The 17,674-nt window shown below is 65.4% G+C and carries 19 protein-coding genes; 8 read left to right on the forward strand and 11 right to left on the reverse strand.

The features are described 5' to 3' along the window. Window positions 1-3: 3 nt before the first annotated feature. Window positions 4-606 carry a TMEM175 family protein gene (locus tag IAG41_RS01680; protein WP_187726844.1) on the reverse strand — a complete coding sequence of 201 codons (603 nt, stop codon included), beginning with the start codon at window positions 604-606 and terminating at the stop codon, window positions 4-6. Window positions 607-717: 111 nt separating this feature from the next. Here IAG41_RS01680 and IAG41_RS01685 point away from each other — a divergent pair, with 111 nt between their 5' ends. After that, on the forward strand, window positions 718-1,107 hold the full coding sequence (locus tag IAG41_RS01685; RefSeq protein WP_187726845.1) for a VOC family protein: 390 nt from the start codon (window positions 718-720) through the stop codon (window positions 1,105-1,107). Between the two features lie 16 nt (window positions 1,108-1,123). Here IAG41_RS01685 and ilvC read toward each other — a convergent pair whose 3' ends face one another. From ilvC to miaA, 4 genes are all read right to left on the reverse strand, one after another. Further along, window positions 1,124-2,143, reverse strand: a complete 1,020-nt coding sequence (gene ilvC, locus IAG41_RS01690) for a ketol-acid reductoisomerase (RefSeq protein WP_187726846.1) — start codon at window positions 2,141-2,143, stop codon at window positions 1,124-1,126. 133 nt (window positions 2,144-2,276) lie between these two features. Continuing rightward, complete coding sequence (gene ilvN / locus IAG41_RS01695) at window positions 2,277-2,792, reverse strand: acetolactate synthase small subunit (RefSeq protein WP_187726847.1); 516 nt, start codon at window positions 2,790-2,792, stop codon at window positions 2,277-2,279. A gap of 4 nt (window positions 2,793-2,796) precedes the next feature. Next, window positions 2,797-4,542 carry an acetolactate synthase 3 large subunit gene (locus IAG41_RS01700; RefSeq protein WP_187726848.1) on the reverse strand — a complete coding sequence of 582 codons (1,746 nt, stop codon included), beginning with the start codon at window positions 4,540-4,542 and terminating at the stop codon, window positions 2,797-2,799. A 79-nt stretch (window positions 4,543-4,621) separates the two neighbouring features. After that, window positions 4,622-5,557, reverse strand: coding sequence for a tRNA (adenosine(37)-N6)-dimethylallyltransferase MiaA (miaA, locus tag IAG41_RS01705; RefSeq protein WP_187727826.1), 936 nt, complete (start codon window positions 5,555-5,557; stop codon window positions 4,622-4,624). Between miaA and serB the strand changes: the two genes are divergently transcribed. Then, a complete protein-coding gene (serB, locus tag IAG41_RS01710; protein WP_187726849.1) occupies window positions 5,556-6,440 on the forward strand; it encodes a phosphoserine phosphatase SerB in 885 nt (294 codons plus the stop codon). The two genes, miaA and serB, sit on opposite strands and share 2 nt — an antisense overlap. Before the next feature lie 4 nt (window positions 6,441-6,444). Here the strand turns inward: serB and IAG41_RS01715 are convergent, their stop codons facing one another. Then, a complete protein-coding gene (locus IAG41_RS01715; RefSeq protein ID WP_187726850.1) occupies window positions 6,445-7,362 on the reverse strand; it encodes an SPOR domain-containing protein in 918 nt (305 codons plus the stop codon). Between the two features lie 172 nt (window positions 7,363-7,534). Between IAG41_RS01715 and IAG41_RS01720 the strand changes: the two genes are divergently transcribed. Genes IAG41_RS01720 through IAG41_RS01730 form a run of 3 tightly spaced genes read left to right on the forward strand, consistent with a single transcriptional unit; the run spans window position 7,535 to window position 10,266 of the window. Then, complete coding sequence (locus IAG41_RS01720) at window positions 7,535-8,251, forward strand: ParA family protein (RefSeq protein WP_187726851.1); 717 nt, start codon at window positions 7,535-7,537, stop codon at window positions 8,249-8,251. A gap of 10 nt (window positions 8,252-8,261) precedes the next feature. Further along, the gene (locus tag IAG41_RS01725; protein WP_222950455.1) at window positions 8,262-8,888 is read left to right on the forward strand and encodes a hypothetical protein; all 627 of its coding nucleotides are present in this window, start codon (window positions 8,262-8,264) and stop codon (window positions 8,886-8,888) included. A 10-nt stretch (window positions 8,889-8,898) separates the two neighbouring features. Further along, window positions 8,899-10,266, forward strand: a complete 1,368-nt coding sequence (locus IAG41_RS01730) for a tetratricopeptide repeat protein (protein WP_262408421.1) — start codon at window positions 8,899-8,901, stop codon at window positions 10,264-10,266. Window positions 10,267-10,683: 417 nt separating this feature from the next. Here IAG41_RS01730 and IAG41_RS01735 read toward each other — a convergent pair whose 3' ends face one another. Continuing rightward, on the reverse strand, window positions 10,684-10,842 hold the full coding sequence (locus IAG41_RS01735; protein ID WP_187726853.1) for a hypothetical protein: 159 nt from the start codon (window positions 10,840-10,842) through the stop codon (window positions 10,684-10,686). A gap of 713 nt (window positions 10,843-11,555) precedes the next feature. On the opposite strand from IAG41_RS01735, the gene IAG41_RS01740 reads away from it, so the two are divergent. After that, on the forward strand, window positions 11,556-11,789 hold the full coding sequence (locus IAG41_RS01740) for a hypothetical protein (RefSeq protein WP_187726854.1): 234 nt from the start codon (window positions 11,556-11,558) through the stop codon (window positions 11,787-11,789). Between the two features lie 72 nt (window positions 11,790-11,861). Here IAG41_RS01740 and IAG41_RS01745 read toward each other — a convergent pair whose 3' ends face one another. Together IAG41_RS01745 and IAG41_RS01750 are read right to left on the reverse strand one after the other, a co-directional pair. Next, complete coding sequence (locus tag IAG41_RS01745) at window positions 11,862-13,082, reverse strand: dihydroorotase (protein ID WP_187726855.1); 1,221 nt, start codon at window positions 13,080-13,082, stop codon at window positions 11,862-11,864. Then, window positions 13,079-14,068 (reverse strand): aspartate carbamoyltransferase catalytic subunit, encoded by a 990-nt coding sequence (locus IAG41_RS01750; protein ID WP_187726856.1) that lies wholly within the window; start codon window positions 14,066-14,068, stop codon window positions 13,079-13,081. Before IAG41_RS01750 ends, IAG41_RS01745 begins: the two co-directional genes overlap by 4 nt. 149 nt (window positions 14,069-14,217) lie before the next feature. On the opposite strand from IAG41_RS01750, the gene IAG41_RS01755 reads away from it, so the two are divergent. Together IAG41_RS01755 and IAG41_RS01760 are read left to right on the forward strand one after the other, a co-directional pair. After that, a complete protein-coding gene (locus IAG41_RS01755; RefSeq protein WP_187727828.1) occupies window positions 14,218-14,982 on the forward strand; it encodes an OmpA family protein in 765 nt (254 codons plus the stop codon). A gap of 187 nt (window positions 14,983-15,169) precedes the next feature. Continuing rightward, a complete protein-coding gene (locus IAG41_RS01760; RefSeq protein ID WP_187726857.1) occupies window positions 15,170-15,868 on the forward strand; it encodes a PEPxxWA-CTERM sorting domain-containing protein in 699 nt (232 codons plus the stop codon). Window positions 15,869-15,927: 59 nt separating this feature from the next. Here IAG41_RS01760 and ruvX read toward each other — a convergent pair whose 3' ends face one another. Together ruvX and IAG41_RS01770 are read right to left on the reverse strand one after the other, a co-directional pair. After that, entirely contained in the window at window positions 15,928-16,389 is a 462-nt protein-coding gene (gene ruvX / locus IAG41_RS01765) for a Holliday junction resolvase RuvX (RefSeq protein WP_187726858.1), read from the reverse strand. Window positions 16,390-16,429: 40 nt separating this feature from the next. Then, window positions 16,430-17,557 carry a DUF3089 domain-containing protein gene (locus IAG41_RS01770; protein WP_187726859.1) on the reverse strand — a complete coding sequence of 376 codons (1,128 nt, stop codon included), beginning with the start codon at window positions 17,555-17,557 and terminating at the stop codon, window positions 16,430-16,432. Between the last annotated feature and the right edge of the window lie 117 nt (window positions 17,558-17,674).

The raw sequence follows: 17,674 nt of genomic DNA on the forward strand, positions 1-17,674 counted from the left end.
CGATCAGGTCCCGAACAGCGCGTCGAGTGGGCTCTTGGGCAGGAACCACAATATGGCGACGAGCGCCGCGCAGGCGAGGCCGAGCCAGGGGGACAAAAAGGTCAGGGGAATGCCGACGGCGTAGATCGCCGAAGTCGCCACGCCCTTGCGGAACATGCGCCTGTGATAGTCCTGCGCGACCGAGTCCTGCCGGCCGGTCGTGCGCACCTCGCTCTGCAGCCAGAGATAGGCGCAGGCCGGCAGCATCATCACGCACATATAGAGGAGCGTCGCCTCGGCGCTGAAGGCGTGCTCACCGAGATAGGCGGTGGCGAAAGGCACCAGCGACAATGCGAAGAGGAGCAGGATGTTCGACCAGACCAGACCGTTGGTGACGCGGCTGGCGAAATGGAACATCCGGTGATGATTGACCCAGTAGATCGCCACATAGGCGAAGCTGAGCGCATAGGCGGTGAAGACCGGCCAGAGCGCCCAGAGATGCGCGAGGCCCGGCTCTTTGGGCGCGTGCATCTCCAGCACCATGATCGTGATGATGATCGCGATCACGCCATCCGAGAATGCCTCGACCCGGGTGACGCCGCCACGGCCTTCGGTTTCTTCGCTCATGTGCTTCCCCTTTTCGGCGGACTGTGGCGGGGACGAATCATTCCGTCAAAACCCTTCCCTGCGAGGGCCAGGAAGCTTAGCCTGGAGAAACGCGGCACAAGCGAGGTCGCCATGCACATCCCGCCGGGCTTCACGACGCTCTTCCCCTATTTCTTCGTCGATGGCGCGCGCGCCTATCTCGATTTCCTGGCGGATGGGCTGGGCGGCGAAATCGCCGGCGTGCACGCGTCGCCGGACGGCATCGTGCGCAACGCGCAGGTGCGCTTCGGAGACACGACGATCATGGTGAGCGAGGCGGGCGAGGGGCGTGAGGCCACGCGCGGCACCTATTATCTCTATGTTGCGAATGCCGACGCGGCGATGGCGCGCGGAGTCGCGGCGGGCGGCACGCAGCTCGGCGAGATCGGCGACCGCGACTATGGCGACCGGCAGGGGGGCCTCGCCGATCCCGCCGGCAATATCTGGTGGCTGTCGCAGCGATTGTCGCCCGGCCCCTATTGAAGCCGGGCGACCGAGCTCAGTTGCGCTCCTTGTCGACCAGCTTGTTGGCGCCGATCCAGGGCATCATCGCGCGCAGCTCGGTGCCGACCTGCTCGATCGGGTGCGCCGCGGCGGCCTTGCGCGAGGCCTTGAGCTCGGGCTGGCCGGCGCGGTTGTCGAGCACGAAATCCTTGACGAAACGGCCCGACTGGATGTCCGCGAGGACGCGCTTCATCTCGGCCTTGGTCTCGTCGGTGATGATGCGCGGGCCGGTTTTGATGTCACCATATTCGGCGGTGTTCGAGATCGAATAGCGCATGTTGGCGATGCCGCCCTCATAGAGCAGGTCGACGATCAGCTTGGTCTCGTGGAGGCATTCGAAATAGGCCATCTCCGGCGCATAGCCGGCCTCCACCAAAGTCTCGAAGCCTGCCTGGATCAGATGGGTGATGCCGCCGCACAGCACCGCCTGCTCGCCGAACAGATCGGTCTCGCACTCTTCCTTGAAATTGGTCTCGATGATGCCCGAACGGCCGCCGCCGACGCCCGAGGCATAAGCGAGCGCGACGTCGTGCGCATTGCCCGATGCGTCCTGGTGGATCGCGATTAGGCAGGGCACGCCGCCGCCGCGGACATATTCGCTGCGCACGGTATGGCCCGGGCCCTTGGGCGCGATCATGATCACGTCGATGTCCGCGGGGGGCTCGATCAGGCCGAAATGGACATTGAGGCCGTGCGCGAAGGCGAGCGCGGCGCCGGGCTTCATATTGCCCTTGAGATCGCTCTCCCAGATCGCGGCCTGATGCTCGTCGGGAGCGAGGATCATCAGGATATCGGCCCACTGTGCCGCTTCCTTGTTGCTCAGCACCTTGAAGCCGGCATCGATCGCCTTCTTCGTCGTGGCTGAACCCTCGCGGAGCGCGATCGCGACATCCTTGACGCCCGAATCGCGCAGGTTCTGCGCATGCGCATGGCCCTGCGAACCATAGCCGAGGATAGCGATCTTCTTGCCGGTGATCAGGTTCAGATCGGCGTCGCGATCGTAATAGACACGCATTGTTCTCGTCTTTCCTTTCTGATCGTCATGCTGAACTTGTTTCAGCATCCAACGTGCAACAAGCGGCGCCATCGCCGGTGGAGAGATGGACCCTGAAACAAGTTCAGGGTGACGGTGGTTGGTTAGTTCAGTCTCAGGCCGCCTCGGCGCCCCGCGAAATTGCCACGATTCCCGTGCGCGCGACTTCGACCAGGCCGAGTTCGCGCATGAGTTCGACGAACTTGTCGATCTTTTCGGATCCGCCGGTCACTTCGAACACGAAGCTGGCGATCGTCGCGTCGACCACCCGCGCGCGGTACACCTCGGCGAGGCGCAGCGCCTCGATCCGGTGATCGCCCGTGCCCTTGACCTTCACCAGCGCCAGCTCGCGTTCCACATGCGGACCGAAGGCGGTGAGATCGGTCACCTTGTGGACCGGCACCAGCCGCTCGAGCTGCGAAATGATCTGCTCCATCACTGGGGCCGAGGCCGAAGTGACGATTGTGATGCGGCTGATCAGATTGTCGTCGGTGATCTCGCTCACCGTCAGACTCTCGATGTTATAGCCGCGCGCGGTGAACAGGCCGGCGATTCGCGCCAGGATACCCGGCTCGTTGTCGACGATCACGGCGAGCGTGTGCCGCTCCTGAAGCTCTTCCTTGATGTGCATGGGATCAGACCAGTGCCTTGGCTTCGTCGTCCATCTCGCCCGAGACTTCGTTCGCCTGGAGGATCATATCGGTATGGGCGGCACCGGACGGAATCATCGGGAAGCAATTGGCGAGCTTGGCCACGCGGCAATCGACGATCACCGGGCCGTCATGCGCCAGCATCGCCTGGATGCCGTCTTCCAGATCGCCGCGCTTGTCGATGCGGATGCCCTTCCAGCCATAGGCTTCGCCGAGCTTCACGAAATCGGGCAGGGCGTCGCTATAGCTCTCTGAATAGCGCGACTGATAGGTCAGCTCCTGCCATTGGCGGACCATGCCCATATATTCGTTGTTCAAGATGAAGATCTTGACCGGCAGGCGATATTGGGTCGCCGTCGCCAGCTCCTGGATGTTCATCTGGATCGAGGCCTCGCCGGCGATGTCGATCACCAGCGCGTCCGGATTGCCGAGCTGCGCGCCGATCGCGGCGGGCAGGCCATAGCCCATCGTGCCGAGACCGCCCGAGGTCAGCCATTTGTTTGGCGCCTCGAAGTGGAAATGCTGGGCCGCCCACATCTGGTGCTGACCCACTTCGGTCGTGATGATCGGGTCGCGGGCCTTGGTCGCGTCGTACAGCGCGCGGATCGCACGCTGGGGCATGATCGCGTCCTGCATGTCCGGGAAATCGAGGCAGCGCGTGGCGCGCCAGCCCTCGATCCGGGCATTCCATTCCGAGAGATCGGGGCGGGGATGGCCGCGGCTCTTCCAGCTCGCGACCATCTCGGCCAGCGCGATACCGACATCAGCTATAATAGGCAGGTCGACGCGGACGACCTTGTTCACGCTCGACCGGTCGATATCGATATGCACCTTGCGGGCGTTCGGCGCGAAGGCATCGAGGCGGCCGGTGACGCGGTCGTCGAACCGCGCGCCGAGCGCGATGATCAGGTCGGCCTGGTTCATCGCCCAATTGGCTTCATAGGTGCCGTGCATGCCAAGCATGCCCAGCCACCGCTCGGAGGAAGCCGGGAAGGCGCCCAAGCCCATCAGCGTCGACGTGACCGGCGCGCCGGTGAGCTCGGCCAGCTCGCGCAGCAGGCGCGAGGCCTCGGGCCCCGAATTGATGATCCCGCCGCCGGTATAGAAGATCGGACGCTCGGCCGCGGCGAGCATGTCGACCGCTTCCTGTATCTTCGCCGCATCGGGCTGGGTCTGCGGGCGATAGGTCTTGTGCTGGATCGGACCGGGCGTCTCGTAGCGCGCAGTGGCGACCTGGACGTCCTTGGGGATGTCGACCACGACCGGGCCGGGGCGGCCCGAGGTGGCGATGTAGAAGGCCTCGTGGATCACGCTCGACAGGCGCGCGGGATCCTTCACCAGATAATTATGCTTGGAGCAGTGGCGCGTGATGCCGACCGTGTCCGCTTCTTGGAAAGCGTCGGTGCCGATCAGCCCGGTGGGGACCTGCCCGGTGATGACGACCATCGGGATCGAATCCATCAGCGCGTCGGTAATGCCGGTGACCGCATTGGTCGCGCCGGGGCCCGATGTGACGAGCACGACGCCTGGCTTGCCGGTCGAGCGGGCGTAGCCCTCCGCGGCGTGCGTCGCCGCCTGCTCGTGGCGGACGAGGATGTGCTTGATCCGGTCCTGCTTGAACAAGGCATCGTAAATGGGGAGCACCGCGCCGCCCGGATAGCCGAACACGACCTCCACACCGAGGTCGGTCAACGCCTCGATCAGGATGTCTGCTCCGCTCTTCTCGGTCACGATCTTTCTCCTTGCTGCAGTGCGATAGCATTGCCGGAGCGGCGCTGCTAATCGTACGAAAATGCTGCGTCAAGCACCATTATAATAATTTTGTTTCAAATTTATCATGATTGACGTATGTATCTGTCTCCGCCGTCCGCTCCCAGCCCCCCGGAGGCTGACGGCGGAACCAAGTGTACTGCCGCTTGGCATATTGCCGCGTCGCCAGCGAGCCCAGCTCATGCGCCGCGGCGACATCGCTTTCGCCCTGAAGCACCATGCCCAGCTCGCGCACCCCGATCGCGCGGAGCACCGGGGCGTCGGCCGGGATGTCGGTACGGGCAAGCAACGCCGCGACTTCATCCTGTGCGACATGGATCATATGGCCGAAGCGGCGGTGGATGCGCTCACCCAGCCAGGCGCGGTCAGGGAGGAGGATCAGGGCGATCAGCTCGATTTCATCCTCGATGCCGCCATGGCGTTCCTCCTGCCATTCGGAGAGAGTGCGGCCGGTGGAGAGAACCACCTCCAGCGCGCGGGCGACGCGGCTGCCGTCGGTGGGATTGAGCTTCGCACCGGCAAGTGCATCGAGCCGGGCGAGCTCGGCATGGGCCTCGGCGACCGGCATCGCGCGCACCGCCGCGCGGACCTCTGGATCGACTTCAGGAACGGGCGCGATGCCTTCCAGCAGCGTGCGCAGATACATGCCGGTGCCGCCGACGAGGATGGGCAAGCGATCCTCTTCATGCGCCTCGGCGATCGCCGCCCGTGCCTCGGTTGCCCAGCGCGCGGCGGAATAGGCGTCGGCACCGTCGACATGGCCGAACAGGCGGTGCGGCGCGCGGCTTTCCTCCTCCACGGTCGGACGCGCGGTGAGGATACGCAGATCGGCATAGACCTGCATCGAGTCGGCGTTGATCACGGTGCCGCAATGCTTCTCGGCCAGCATCAGCGCGAGCGCGGACTTGCCGCTCGCGGTCGGCCCTGCGATGAGCGCCACCTTCGGGCGTTCAAGCGGGCTGGCAGAGGATCCCATGTTCATCGCGACACTTATAGCAGAAGGACTCACCGACGGGCACCTCGACCAGGCATATGATGTGCTAGATCGGACGACCGCGTGCGGCGCGGACTATCGCTGGCGTTGGCTCGAAGAAGGCAAGGCGGCCGACATTTCCTTCTCGAACGACCCTGGCAATGCACGCGCGGTGCTCGAGAGCGAGTTCCCGGGGATCGACATCATCGTCCAGCCCGAGGCGGGGCGCGAGAAGAAGCTGCTCGTCGCCGACATGGATTCGACGATGATCACCGTCGAATGCATCGACGAACTGGCCGATTATGCCGGGATCAAGGCCCAGATTGCCGAAGTGACTGAACGCGCGATGCGCGGCGAACTCGATTTCGCTTCGGCGCTGGATGCGCGGGTGGCGCTGCTCAAGGGACTCGAGGAAAGCGCGATCGACCGCTGCCTGGCCGAGCGCGTGCGCCTGTCGCCGGGTGCCGAGACGCTGGTCAAGACGATGCGCGCGCGGGGCGCGCTGACCATCCTCGTCTCGGGCGGGTTCACGCGCTTCGCCGAGCCGGTGGGCGAAATGCTGGGATTCGACCGGGTGATTGCCAACCGGCTGGAAATCGCGGAGGCCAAGCTGACCGGCACGGTGACCAAGCCGATCGTCGACAGCTCCACCAAGGAGTCGACGCTTTTGGACGCGCTCGCCGAGCGCGGACTGGCGGCGGAACAGTCGCTGGCGGTGGGCGATGGCGCCAATGACCTGGCGATGATCCGCAAGGCTGGGCTGGGCGTCGCCTATCGCGCCAAGCCGATCGTAGCGGCCGCGGCGGGGGCTCGGGTGGACCATACCGACCTGACGGCGCTGCTTCATGCGCAGGGGATCACGCGGGCGGAGTGGGTGGTCGGCTAACGCCTTACTTCGCGACCGGCACGCAGGGGTTGACGCCGCCGCACGCCTTGGCTGCCTCCGCCTTCGAGCCGAATGGGCCGACCAGCAGCCTGGTGAGGCTGCCGGACTTTACATAATAAGGCTGGCGGCCCGGGAAACGGCCACCGACCTGGCCCCAGAGCTTGCGGGCATTGGCGGGGTCGCCGAACGCGCCGAGCTGGACGCGCCAGCCGCCGTCTCGCGCGGGCGCGGGAGCGGTCGTGGCCGGAGCGGCGGCCTTGGTGTGGGGAGGTGCAGGAGTCGACTTCGGCTTGGCGGACGCAACTGCGACGGGCGCCGCCGGCACGGCACCGCGATTATAGTCGGCTTCATATTTGCGGGCGAGCGCGAGGCCGTCCTGACGGTCCTTGACCGAGATATACTGGTCCATCTGGGCGAGCGCCTTGGTCGCGGCTTCGAGGCCGGTCGACGAGGCGCGGACCATCAGCGCATAGGCGCGGACCCAGTCCTTCGCGACGCCGTCCGCGTTGAACAGCATGATGCCGAGGACATATTGAGTGCGCGGATTGCCGCGTGCGACGCCGCGCTCGAGCCACGGCGCCGCCTCGGCACGCTTGCCATTCTCGAACAGCGCGAGGCCGTAATTGGCCTCGCCCTCCTCATGGCCCTGCGCGGCGGCCTTGCGGTACCATTCCTCGGCCTGTTTCAGGTCGGTAGGAACGCCGCGGCCCATCTTATAGGCCTGGCCGAGATTGAATTGCGCGTCGGCATTGCCCTTGATCGCGGCGGAGCGCCAGAGGTCGACCGCCGTCTTATAGTCGCCGCGCTCATAGGCTTCGACGCCGACCTTGACCGGGTCTTCCTTTGCCGGGGCGTGCTGCGCCCATGCGGGCGCCATCAGCAGCGCAGCACCGGTGGCGACAGCGATCCATAACGACTTCATCCGACAAAGACTCCGCACCCGACCCAATGGATAAATGCCAATTAACCATCGATTGGGAAACAAATCCTTACGTCCGGCTCCGGTCGATCACGAAGCTCGCGCGCCGTTAACCTGTTCTTATCCCGGTCCGTGCCATCCCTTCAGCTCTAATTATCTGAGTTTGAGGGGGTTCATGCGCGTCCTGGCGATGGCATCGCAGAAAGGCGGGTCCGGCAAGACCACGCTGTCCGGGCACCTCGCGGTGCAGGCGCAGCTGGCTGGTATGGGTCCCGTCGTCCTGATCGACATCGATCCGCAGGGTTCCCTGTCGGATTGGTGGAATGAGCGCTCGACCGAATATCCGGCCTTTGCGCAGACCACTGTGGCGCGGCTCGCCTCGGATCTCGAAGTGCTGCGTCAGCAGGGCTTCCGCCTGGCGGTGATCGATACGCCGCCCGCCATCACCATGGCGATCCAGAGCGTGATCCAGGTCGCCGAGTTGATCGTGATCCCGACCCGGCCGAGCCCGCACGACTTGCGTGCCGTCGGCGCCACGGTCGATCTGTGCGAGCGCGCCGGCAAGCCGCTGATCTTCGTCGTCAACGCCGCCACGCCCAAGGCGCGGATCACCTCCGAAGCCGCGGTCGCGCTGTCGCAGCACGGCACGGTGGCCCCGATCACCATTCACCAGCGCACCGATTTCGCCTCGTCGATGATCGACGGGCGCACGGTGATGGAAGTCGATCCCGGCGGCCGGTCTGCCGGCGAAGTGGTCGCGCTGTGGAGCTATATCTCCGATCGGCTGGAGAAGAATTTCCGCCGTACCGTGTTCACTGCGCCCGCCGTCGCTGCGAGCCAGTTCGGCGCCGCCCGGCAAGCTGGCGGCTTTGGCCGTCGCGTCGTGAGCTGAGGGGCGCCCGATGATCGGAACTCCCAAGCCCACCGCTTCGCTTTCGTCGAACCTGCTCGCCCGCAAGGGCCAGGCGCGTCCGGCCATGCGTCCGCAGGGTTTCGTCGGCCTGTCGCCGGCGACCACGCATGACGATCTCGGCTGGAACGACATGGGTGAGGACGCACCGCGTCCCCAGCCTTTGCCGGCACCGGTCCAGGTCCAGCATCCGGTGCCCAAGCCGATGGTGCTGCGCCAGCGCGAAGAGCTCGACCAGCAGATCGCCGAGCCCAAGCCCGAGCCTGAAGCCATTTCCGAGCCGACCGGCGACCAAAAGTCACCGCTGGCAGTGCGCCAGCCCAAGGCCGAAGCCCAGGACCTGGCCGAAGCGCCGGCGCCCGTTGCCGCGCCCGCCCCGGCCAGGCCGGTCGCGAAGGCCATGGTTGCCCGTGCCGCGCGCGAGGCCATCGACAAGAAGGGCAAGGCCGCATTCACGCTGCGCCTCGATCACGATCGTCACCTGCGTCTTCGCCTCGCGTCGGCGCTGACCAACCGATCGGCGCAGCTGCTGGTTACCGAGGCGCTGGATGCCTTTCTCGATACGCTGACCGAAGTCGATGCGCTCGCGCGGCAGGTCGGTTCCAAGGACCGTGGGTGAAGGAATGACCATGAACGCCCGTATCATGCTCTCGATCGGCGCCGCAGTCTTCGCGGTCGGCGGTACCGCCGTCACCGGGATCGTCACGCAGGGCCATGCCTTTGCGACGTCCGCGCCCAACGCCAAGAAGGCGGCTTCCGAAGCCGACGCCGCGCGCAAGGCGATCGCCAAGCGCAAGGCGGACAAGGCCGTGCAGCACGCCGAACTGGCCGTCGCCAACGATCCCCAGAACGCCGAATATCGCTCGATCCTGGGCCAGGCCTATCTGCTTTCGGGCCGCTTCACCTCGGCGGGCCAGGCGCTGAACGATTCGCTGACGCTCAATCCCGAGGACGGCCGCGTCGCGCTGAACCTCGTGCTCGCCAAGATCGCCCAGGGCGACTGGGCCGGCGCGCGCTCGACGCTGCAGACGCATGCCGACCATATTCCCTCGAGCGATCGCGGCCTGGCCTTCGCGCTGGCCGGCGATCCGGTGACCGCGGTCGAGATCCTGACCCCCGCGGTGCGCGAGCCGACCGCCAATGCCAAGACCCGCCAGAACCTGGCGCTGAGCCTCGCGCTCGCCGGCCGTTGGTCGGAAGCGCGCGCGGTTGCCGCGACCGATGTCTCGCCCGACCAGCTTGATGCGCGGATCATGCAATGGGCGAGCTTCTCGCGCCCGACCAATGCTTATGACCAGGTCGCCTCGCTGCTCGGCGTGCGCGCCGTGCAGGATGGCGGCCAGCCGATCGCGCTCGCGCTCGCGCAGCAGCCGAACGTGGCGGTTGCTGCCACTGCTCCGGCGCCCGCGCCCGCCGCCGATCCGGTCGATGCCTATATGCCGGGTCCGGCGGCAGCCGCCCCGGCGGTCGCCGATGCGGCGCCTGCGCCTGTCGCACCCGTGGCCGCTCCGGACGCTGCTCCCGTAGTGCAGCAGGTGGCCGTCACCGGCCCGCAGGTCGTGTTCGGCCCGAGTGCTGAAGTCGTCCAGGCATTCTCGGTCTCTGCCAAGCCGGCTCCCGCGCCGGTTCGCGTCGCATCGGTGAAGCCCGCGGCCAAGCCGGTGACCAAGGCAGCTACGCCATCGGCCAAGCTCGTCAGCGGCAATTATTATGTCCAGCTCGGTGCGTTCGACAGCGCCGCGGTGGCCAAGGATTCATGGGCGCGCGTCGCGCGTCGTCTGCCCAAGCTCTCAGGCTACGCACCGCAGGGCGCCAAATTCTCGACCAAGGCCGGCAATTTCTATCGCCTGTCGGTCGGCGGTTTCGCCCGCAGCGACGCCAATTCGCTCTGCCGCCAGGTGCGCGCAGGCGGCGGTGTGTGCTTCGTCCGCGCCCAGGCCGGCGATGCCGTCGCCAGCTGGGCCAGCAAGCGCGAAATGCAGATGGCTTCACGCTAAAGCATCACTCCCATCGATGCTAATACCGAAGGGCCGGGGAGCGATACCCGGCCCTTCTTTTTTGCGACGATGCGATTGCGACGCGCTCCGCGACTAGGGCCGCCAGCGACCGGTCGAAGTTGACACGGTTGACACCTGCTATGTCGAAAATCCTAGGCTCCCATTTCGAAGCGTCTTGGGCAAGCAGTGATGAGAAAGAGCCGGCGGAGGCTGGCGGGCCAAATCCTACATTGCCAGCGGTTATTGCCGTTGCGTGGTGGTCGGGGAGGTTTCCCGCCGCCGCGTGTCGCCTAGCAGGTAGCTGAGCGCTCACAGCTGTCGGGGTATGAGCGCTCAGCCAGGAAGTCCCGGAGCTAAATGGTCGGGGCTTTCACCATCCATTATGGACCTATTTCAGAAACAATCCAGCAATAATGCTCACGCCTGCAGCCGCATTTCCGATTCCAGACGCTGCTCATATCGGCGCGCCATTTCGGTGTGCAGCTTGTAGGAAATGGGGTTGCTCGCCTGTTCGGCCCTGGCGCGCTCCTGCCGCGCGCGACGCTCGAAATAGGTCCTGTCGTCTTCGGTTGGCACGATAGCCTCCAAACGGCCCCCGGCTCGGAGCACTTCATAACCATGAATATGTTTCTTCAGAATTGCTTCGCCACAACCTGGATTAGGTCCCGGCAATCTTTCAGCTGCCCGAATCCCATCTGGAAGCGGACGGACGGCTTGCGACCGGAGCTGTCGTGCAGCGGCGCGGGCCGAACCGCTAATCGACTATTTTCGGGCGTATGCGCGCGGAATCGATCGAGCGGCCGCTAACGACCCAATTGCAGACAACAGCTGGAGTCAGTTACGTTCCACAAATGAGAGATCGCGTCTTCACGAGCCTACCCATTGTTCTCGCGTTCCTAGTTGCTGTGCCAGCTTCAGCCGCAGCTGATGCGGGAGACTGTCGCAACGGCAGCTTTTCAAGTCAAAAAACAGACTTCGGTTTGGCCGTGATCAAGGGCGCAAGTCGCGCTTATCTTTACGACTTGGACAGTTGTTCCAACACCTCCCACTGCAAAAAAGAGGGGGCAAGTCACATTTTATCGGGAGACCGGGTCGTCACTGGCCGCACAAGGGGTAACTACGTTTGCGTCTATTTTTTCCGATACGGTGGATCGGCGGGGTGGGTGGACAAGTCCAGGCTTCGCTCGCTCACGATCGCTAGCAGGCCAGCGCGTTCTTCCTGGTTTGGGCGGTGGTCGGATGAAGGAAATCCGACCGTGCGCCTCTCGGATAAGCGAGGGGCCTTACACGTGGTGGGCGAAGCGTATTGGCCGCAGCCAGAACCCGCGAAAGACTTGCCCCCCCGTCATTCTGGAGAAATTGACGGCAAACTCACGCTGCTCGGTAACCGCGCTCGCCATGATCAGGATTATTGCAAGATTGATCTCGCCCTGATCGGCGACATTCTGATCGCCAGCGACAATGACATGTGCGGTGGCACGAATGTCCGGTTTAACGGGGTCTATCGTCGCGTGCGAGCTTAGGTCCGCTTTCGCACCTTTGGCCGGCGCTCGAGGATCGCATTTGCGATCGATATAATCGCGCCTTCTTCTTGCTTATTCTACCGGCGTGCCGCCCTTGAACAGGCGCAGCACCTTGCCCTGGACCGGCAGGCCATCGAACGGCGTATTGCCGGCGCGCGCGCTCATCCTGCGGGCGTCGATCTGCCAGGGCGTATCGGCGTCGAGGACGATCAGGTCGGCGGGCAGGCCGGGCGCCAGCGCGCCCGTTTCCAGCCCGAGGATCCTGGCGGGATTGGCGGCGAGCAGCGCGAAGAGGCGTTCGATCGGGATCTGGCCGTCGCGGACGAGGCCCAGCGACAGCGCGAGCAAGGTCTCGGCGCCGGCCATGCCGGGCTCGGCATCGGCGAAGGGGAGGCGCTTGGCCTCGGGCCCGCGCGGATCGTGGCCCGACGCAATCACGTCGATCGTGCCGTCTGCCACCGCCTGAAGCGCCGCCTGGCGGTCGCTTTCGTCGCGGAGCGGCGGAGAGAGGCGGGCGAAGGTGCGGAAGTCGTTTGTCGCGATGTCGGACAGGAACAGGTGCGCGGGGGTGATGCCGCAGGTGACCGGGACGCCGCGGCGCTTGGCGGCGCGGACCAGGTCGAACCCCGCGGCGGTGGTCACCTGGCGGATATGGATGCGGGCGCCGGCTTCTTCGGCGAGCATCAGGTCGCGGGCGATGGCAAGCGGCTCGGCGATTGCGGGCGCGGCGGGAAGGCCCAGGCGAGTCGCGGTCTCGCCGCTGGTGGCGACGGTGCCGTCGGAAAGCCCGCCATCCTCGGCGTGCGTGACCACGACAAGGTCCAGGTCGCGCGCGTAGAGCAGCAGCTTGCGCATGATGCCCGCCGAAGCGATCCAGCGGCGGCCAGTGGCGACGGCGCGGGCGCCGGCCGAGGCATTGATCGCGATCTCGCCCAGATCATTGCCCTGCAGCCCGCGCGTAGCGGCTGCGAGCGGATGGACCCAGAGCTCGGGCTTACCCGACAGCGCTGCGCGGCGGACGATGCCGGGATCGTCGAGCACGGGCGACTGATCGGGCATCAGCCCGACGCGCGCGACGCCGCCGAAGCGGCACGCTTTCTTGTCGACCGCGAACACGCCCAGATCGATCAGGGCAGGGGCCAGCATCTTGCCGCCGAGATCCACGACTTCGGCGCCTTCGGGCACGTCGATCGCACCGATAGCCGCGATCGTATCGCCCCGGACGAGCAGGTTGCCCTCGGAAACGCCGCCCTTGGGGCAGACGAGCCGGGCGTTGGTGAAGGCGATGGTCATGCCCAACCCTCCACACCGCGCGCTCTTCGGGTCAGCACATCGAGACAGGCCATGCGCACCGCCACGCCCATCTCGACCTGTTCGGTGATCGCCGAGCGCTCGGGATCGTCGGCGACGATCGAATCGATCTCGACGCCGCGGTTCATCGGGCCGGGATGCATCACCAGCGCATCGGGCTTGGCGCGGGCGAGCCGCTCGGGGGTGAGTCCGTAGCGCATATGGAATTCGCGGGTGGAGGGAATGTAGCCGCCGTCCATCCGCTCGTTCTGGACGCGGAGCATCATGACGACGTCGGCGCCGTCCAATGCGGCGTCGAAATCGGTGAAGGGCTGAACATACATCCGCTCGATCGCAGCGGGCATCAGTGTCGAGGGGGCGACAACGCGAACCTCGGCGGCGAGCGCGGTCAGCGCCAGCATGTTCGAGCGCGCGACGCGGCTGTGGAGCAGATCGCCGCAGATCACCACGCGTTGGCCCGCGACCGAGCCGCGGCGGCGGCGGATGGTAAGCGCATCGAGCAGCGCCTGGGTGGGGTGCTCATGCCAGCCATCGCCGGCGTTGAGCACCGGGCAATCGACCTTCTGGGCGATCAGATCGACGGCACCCGAGCTCCCGTGGCGGATGACGATCACGTCGGCGCGCATCGCGTTGAGCGTGACCGCGGTGTCGATCAGCGTCTCGCCCTTCTTCACGCTCGATTGCGCGGCGTGCATGTTGACCACGTCGGCGCCGAGGCGCTTGCCCGCGATCTCGAACGAGAGGAGCGTGCGGGTCGAATTCTCGAAGAAGGCGTTGATCTGGGTCAGACCCTCGAGGCGCTTGTCGCTCTTGGCGCGGGTGCGGTTGGCCTCGACCCATTGCTCGGACTCGTCGAGCAGGAACATGATCTCATGCGGCTGAAGTCCCGCAATGCCGGTCAGATGCCGGTGCGGGAAAACGGCGCTGCCCTTTATCTGGGCACCGGGGCGATGATCTGAGGTTTGCATTAAAGCTGCGGCCTAGCGGCGGGCGGAACGCTCGGCAATAGCGCAGGCGCTTGCCAACAGTGAACACAGCCTGTCGGCACGGGTCACCAAGGGTTCAAACGGCGGAGGTCATCGACGAGCCAGGAAAGAAACAAAGGAGAAAATCGGTGATGATAGCCCGTAAGAACAAGATATATCTGGCGACGATCGCGACGCTGATCGCAGCAGGCGCCGGTCCGGCAATGGCGCAGGATCGTTGGGACTGGGGTGGCGGCCGTCCTGGTGAGCGCGAATACCAGCTGTTCGGGCCCGGCGTGCGCCTGTTATTTCCCGAGTTGCGCGGTACCAATCGCGGACGCGCTTTCGTACTTCGCAATTTCGATCGCGACCAGAATGGCCGGATCAGCCCTCGCGAGGCGGAGGCTGCGAACCGCGCTTTTGCCGGGATCGCCGGCGCACGGCGCGACCGCTTCGACTGGGACGCGCGCGATCATGGCGCTCGGCCCGGGGCGGCAGCGGGTGGCTGGGACCGCCAGGCGATGCGCGACTATCATTTTCGCCAGACGAAGCTCGGCGCGACGCTGACCTTGCAGGAGGACGTGCTGTTCCGCACCGACAGCGCGGAACTGTTCCCGCGCGCGCTCGACAAGCTGCGGCCGCTGGTCGGATATCTGCGCGACAATGCAGGCGTCCGCGTAGCGATCATCGGCTTCACCGATTCACGCGGGACCGACGCGCACAACCAGGCCCTGTCGGAACAGCGCGCCGAGAGCGTGCGTGCGGCGCTGGAGGATATGGGCGTGACGCGCGCCCGCTTCCGTGTCGAAGGCCATGGCGAGCGCGAACCGGTCGCCAGCAACGGTACCCAGCAGGGAATGCGCCTCAACCGGCGCGTCGAAGTGACGTTGCTCGGCCAGCGCGCCGACCGCTTCTGACGCCTGCGATAAACATTCCGCGCCCGACCAGCCGGTCGGGCGCGGGATCGCTCGTGCATCGCACCTCGGAAGCCCGCCGCCCTGTCCCGAAGCGGTGCATCTGTGCGAAAGCTTTATCTTCAATTTGTCGCAAACGCAGCGTAGGGGGCTCTTAATCAAAGTTAAATATTTCTTAAGGGGGAGTATCATGATTCGTAGCTTTTTGACGGCCATTGCAGCCGTTTTCACGCTGGCGCTGGGCGCCATGCCCGCAGCCGCACAGCCTTACACCCAAGCCAATTTTTCGGGCGGCATCAACGGCGGCAACGCCAATGTGAAGGCGCCTTTCGTCGGCAGCGGATTGTTCCCGGGCATGACCTTTTCCGGCAGCTTCGTGTTCAGCAACGCGCTGATCCCGGCTTCGGGCTCGGGCTTCGTGAACATCTTCCAGTCGAACTTCGCTGATATCGCCAACATCCCCGATGCCGACGCCTTCAGCTTCAATTTCGGCCCGTTCAGCTTCAACGCGGGCGACAATCTCGACTCGCTGGTGAACCTGGGCATCCAGTACAATAACGGCCATTTCAACGGTTTCGTCTTCAACGGCGACTTCCAGTATAATGGCTCCTGGTACCAGCTCGCGCTGCAGGGCGGCAGCCTGAAGGTCCGTCTGCTCGACGGGATCGCCAACGGCTTCGATCCGCACGGCTTCCCGACCGGATCGAACCTGGTCAACGGCTATATCAACATCGGCGACGCGAACGTGACCGGCCAGACGCCGTACACGCCGCGCATCACGCCCACGCCGGGCGTGCCCGAGCCGATGAGCTGGGCGATGCTGATGCTCGGCTTCGGCGCGATCGGCGCGACGATCCGCCGCCGCCGCGCGGCGGTCAGCTTCGCCTGAACTTATAAGTTTCCGCAACTTGGGCGCTCCCGGCTCCGGCTGGGGACGCCCTTTTCTTGTCAGGCGGCGACCAGGGCGTCGATCCCGGCCTGAAGGATGTGCGCGGCGGCCATGTTGTCGATCCGCTCGGAGCGTTTGGCGCGACTGAGATCCTGCTCGATCATTATGCGCTCGACCGCGACGGTCGACCAACGCTCGTCCCAGAGGAGAATGGGAAGGGCCATGTCCTCCAGGTTGCGGGCAAAGGCGCGGGTGGATTGGGTGCGCGGACTATCGGTGCCGTCGAGATTGAGCGGCAGGCCGATGACCAGGCCCTTCACCTGCTGCTCGGCGATGAGCGTGGCGAGCGCGGCCTTGTCCTTGGAAAATTTGGTGCGGCGGACGAGCAGGGCGGGGCTGGCGAAGCTCCAGCCCGCGTCGCACAAGGCCGTGCCGATCGTCTTGGTGCCGACATCGAGCCCGAGCAGGCGGCCGCCCGAAGGAAGTGCGGTACGAAAATCGGAAGGCGCGGTGGTGATCACCCCGCTCCTCTAGCTGCAACAGGCGGCCCGGCGAAAGCCTTCAGCGCAGGAACGCCAGCACCCGGGACTTGGCGAACGCCGCGGTGCGCCGTTCGACGTCGCGTCGGACATTCGCCCAGAACAGGCTGTAGTCGAACACGTGATAATTGTTCCCGGGCAGGACGTACTGGCCGAAATCGGGCGGGGTCGAGCCGATCATCAGGAAGCCGCGGCCGTCGCAGCGGGCGGGCACGCGGCCGATCTCCATCCGCGCCGTCTGGAAGCTCGCGTCCGGGATCAGCGTGCCGAGATTGGCGGAGGCGGGCGCCGAATCGTTGGGCTTGCCGGTGATCGGATTGGTGCAGATCATCGGGGTGTCGGCGCGCGGCTTGCCGGTGAAGCCGGTGGTTGCGTCGAACGTGTCGATGATCAGTGACGGATCGGCGGGCTCCGCAAAGCTCTGCCAAGAAAGGATGCAGCCGGTCTGGTCCGGGCCGGAACAGGCGGGCAGGCCCATCTTGGGCAGGTCGGCGGTGATCGAGACCGGCCAGCCGACGACATAGGCCGCGACGACTCGCTTCGCGAGCGGCGTGCCGGCGACTCGATCGACCAGCAGGCGCGAGAGGTGGAGCGCGCCCTGGCTGTGCCCGGCGAGGATGATTGGGCGGTCGCCGGCTTCCTTCAGGAACTGGTCGAACGCGGCGAGCACGTCGCGATAAGCGAAGTCGAGCGCCTGCTGCGCCTGCTTCCTGTTGGTCAGAAAGGCGCCGAATGTTGCCTGGCGATAGCGCGGTGACCAGATCGCGGCGGCGCCGTTGAACGCGCTCGCCTGGCCGCGGAGGAACAAAGCGGCGCGGTTGTTGGCATCGGCATTGTCGAGCGGGGCGTTCCAGCGATGCGTGTCGAGGAACGAGGTCGGATGGATGAAGAAGAGCGCAGCCCTGGGCTTGGCGGCGGGCGCGAAGCCGGTCGGGGTCCAAAGAGCGGGATTGTCCGCCTTGTCCGGCCGGGCGATCCACATATCGGCATGGGCATAGGCCAGGGCGTCAGGCGGCGGCAGCGATTCGACATTGGCCGACGGCACCATGAACTGGCGCATCAACTGGATGCCATACAACCGGTACGCAAACATGGCGGCAACCGCGAGCATGATCAGAACCGCAAAGACATAGAGGAATTTCCGGGCCAATCCCGATCTCCATTGTGCAATGCAGCATAAAACCGCAATGTTGCAATCGCGTTCCCGTGGGGCACGATTGTCGATGACGCAACCGTCTATGTCGGCGATGTACGGATTAGCGTTGCG

The sequence above is a fragment of the Sphingomonas sp. JC676 genome (genome assembly GCF_014489075.1).
Lineage (GTDB): Bacteria > Pseudomonadota > Alphaproteobacteria > Sphingomonadales > Sphingomonadaceae > Sphingomonas.

What these genes read in the sequence shown, in the direction of transcription:
- IAG41_RS01680 (WP_187726844.1), bottom strand. Translation starts at nt 606, where the DNA reads ATGAGCGAAGAAACCGAAGGCCGTGGCGGCGTCACCCGGGTCGAGGCA.
- IAG41_RS01685 (WP_187726845.1), top strand. Translation starts at nt 718, where the DNA reads ATGCACATCCCGCCGGGCTTCACGACGCTCTTCCCCTATTTCTTCGTC.
- ilvC (WP_187726846.1), bottom strand. Translation starts at nt 2,143, where the DNA reads ATGCGTGTCTATTACGATCGCGACGCCGATCTGAACCTGATCACCGGC.
- ilvN (WP_187726847.1), bottom strand. Translation starts at nt 2,792, where the DNA reads ATGCACATCAAGGAAGAGCTTCAGGAGCGGCACACGCTCGCCGTGATC.
- serB (WP_187726849.1), top strand. Translation starts at nt 5,556, where the DNA reads ATGTTCATCGCGACACTTATAGCAGAAGGACTCACCGACGGGCACCTC.
- miaA (WP_187727826.1), bottom strand. Translation starts at nt 5,557, where the DNA reads ATGGGATCCTCTGCCAGCCCGCTTGAACGCCCGAAGGTGGCGCTCATC.
- IAG41_RS01715 (WP_187726850.1), bottom strand. Translation starts at nt 7,362, where the DNA reads ATGAAGTCGTTATGGATCGCTGTCGCCACCGGTGCTGCGCTGCTGATG.
- IAG41_RS01720 (WP_187726851.1), top strand. Translation starts at nt 7,535, where the DNA reads ATGCGCGTCCTGGCGATGGCATCGCAGAAAGGCGGGTCCGGCAAGACC.
- IAG41_RS01725 (WP_222950455.1), top strand. Translation starts at nt 8,262, where the DNA reads ATGATCGGAACTCCCAAGCCCACCGCTTCGCTTTCGTCGAACCTGCTC.
- IAG41_RS01730 (WP_262408421.1), top strand. Translation starts at nt 8,899, where the DNA reads ATGAACGCCCGTATCATGCTCTCGATCGGCGCCGCAGTCTTCGCGGTC.
- IAG41_RS01745 (WP_187726855.1), bottom strand. Translation starts at nt 13,082, where the DNA reads ATGACCATCGCCTTCACCAACGCCCGGCTCGTCTGCCCCAAGGGCGGC.
- IAG41_RS01750 (WP_187726856.1), bottom strand. Translation starts at nt 14,068, where the DNA reads ATGCAAACCTCAGATCATCGCCCCGGTGCCCAGATAAAGGGCAGCGCC.
- IAG41_RS01755 (WP_187727828.1), top strand. Translation starts at nt 14,218, where the DNA reads ATGATAGCCCGTAAGAACAAGATATATCTGGCGACGATCGCGACGCTG.
- IAG41_RS01760 (WP_187726857.1), top strand. Translation starts at nt 15,170, where the DNA reads ATGATTCGTAGCTTTTTGACGGCCATTGCAGCCGTTTTCACGCTGGCG.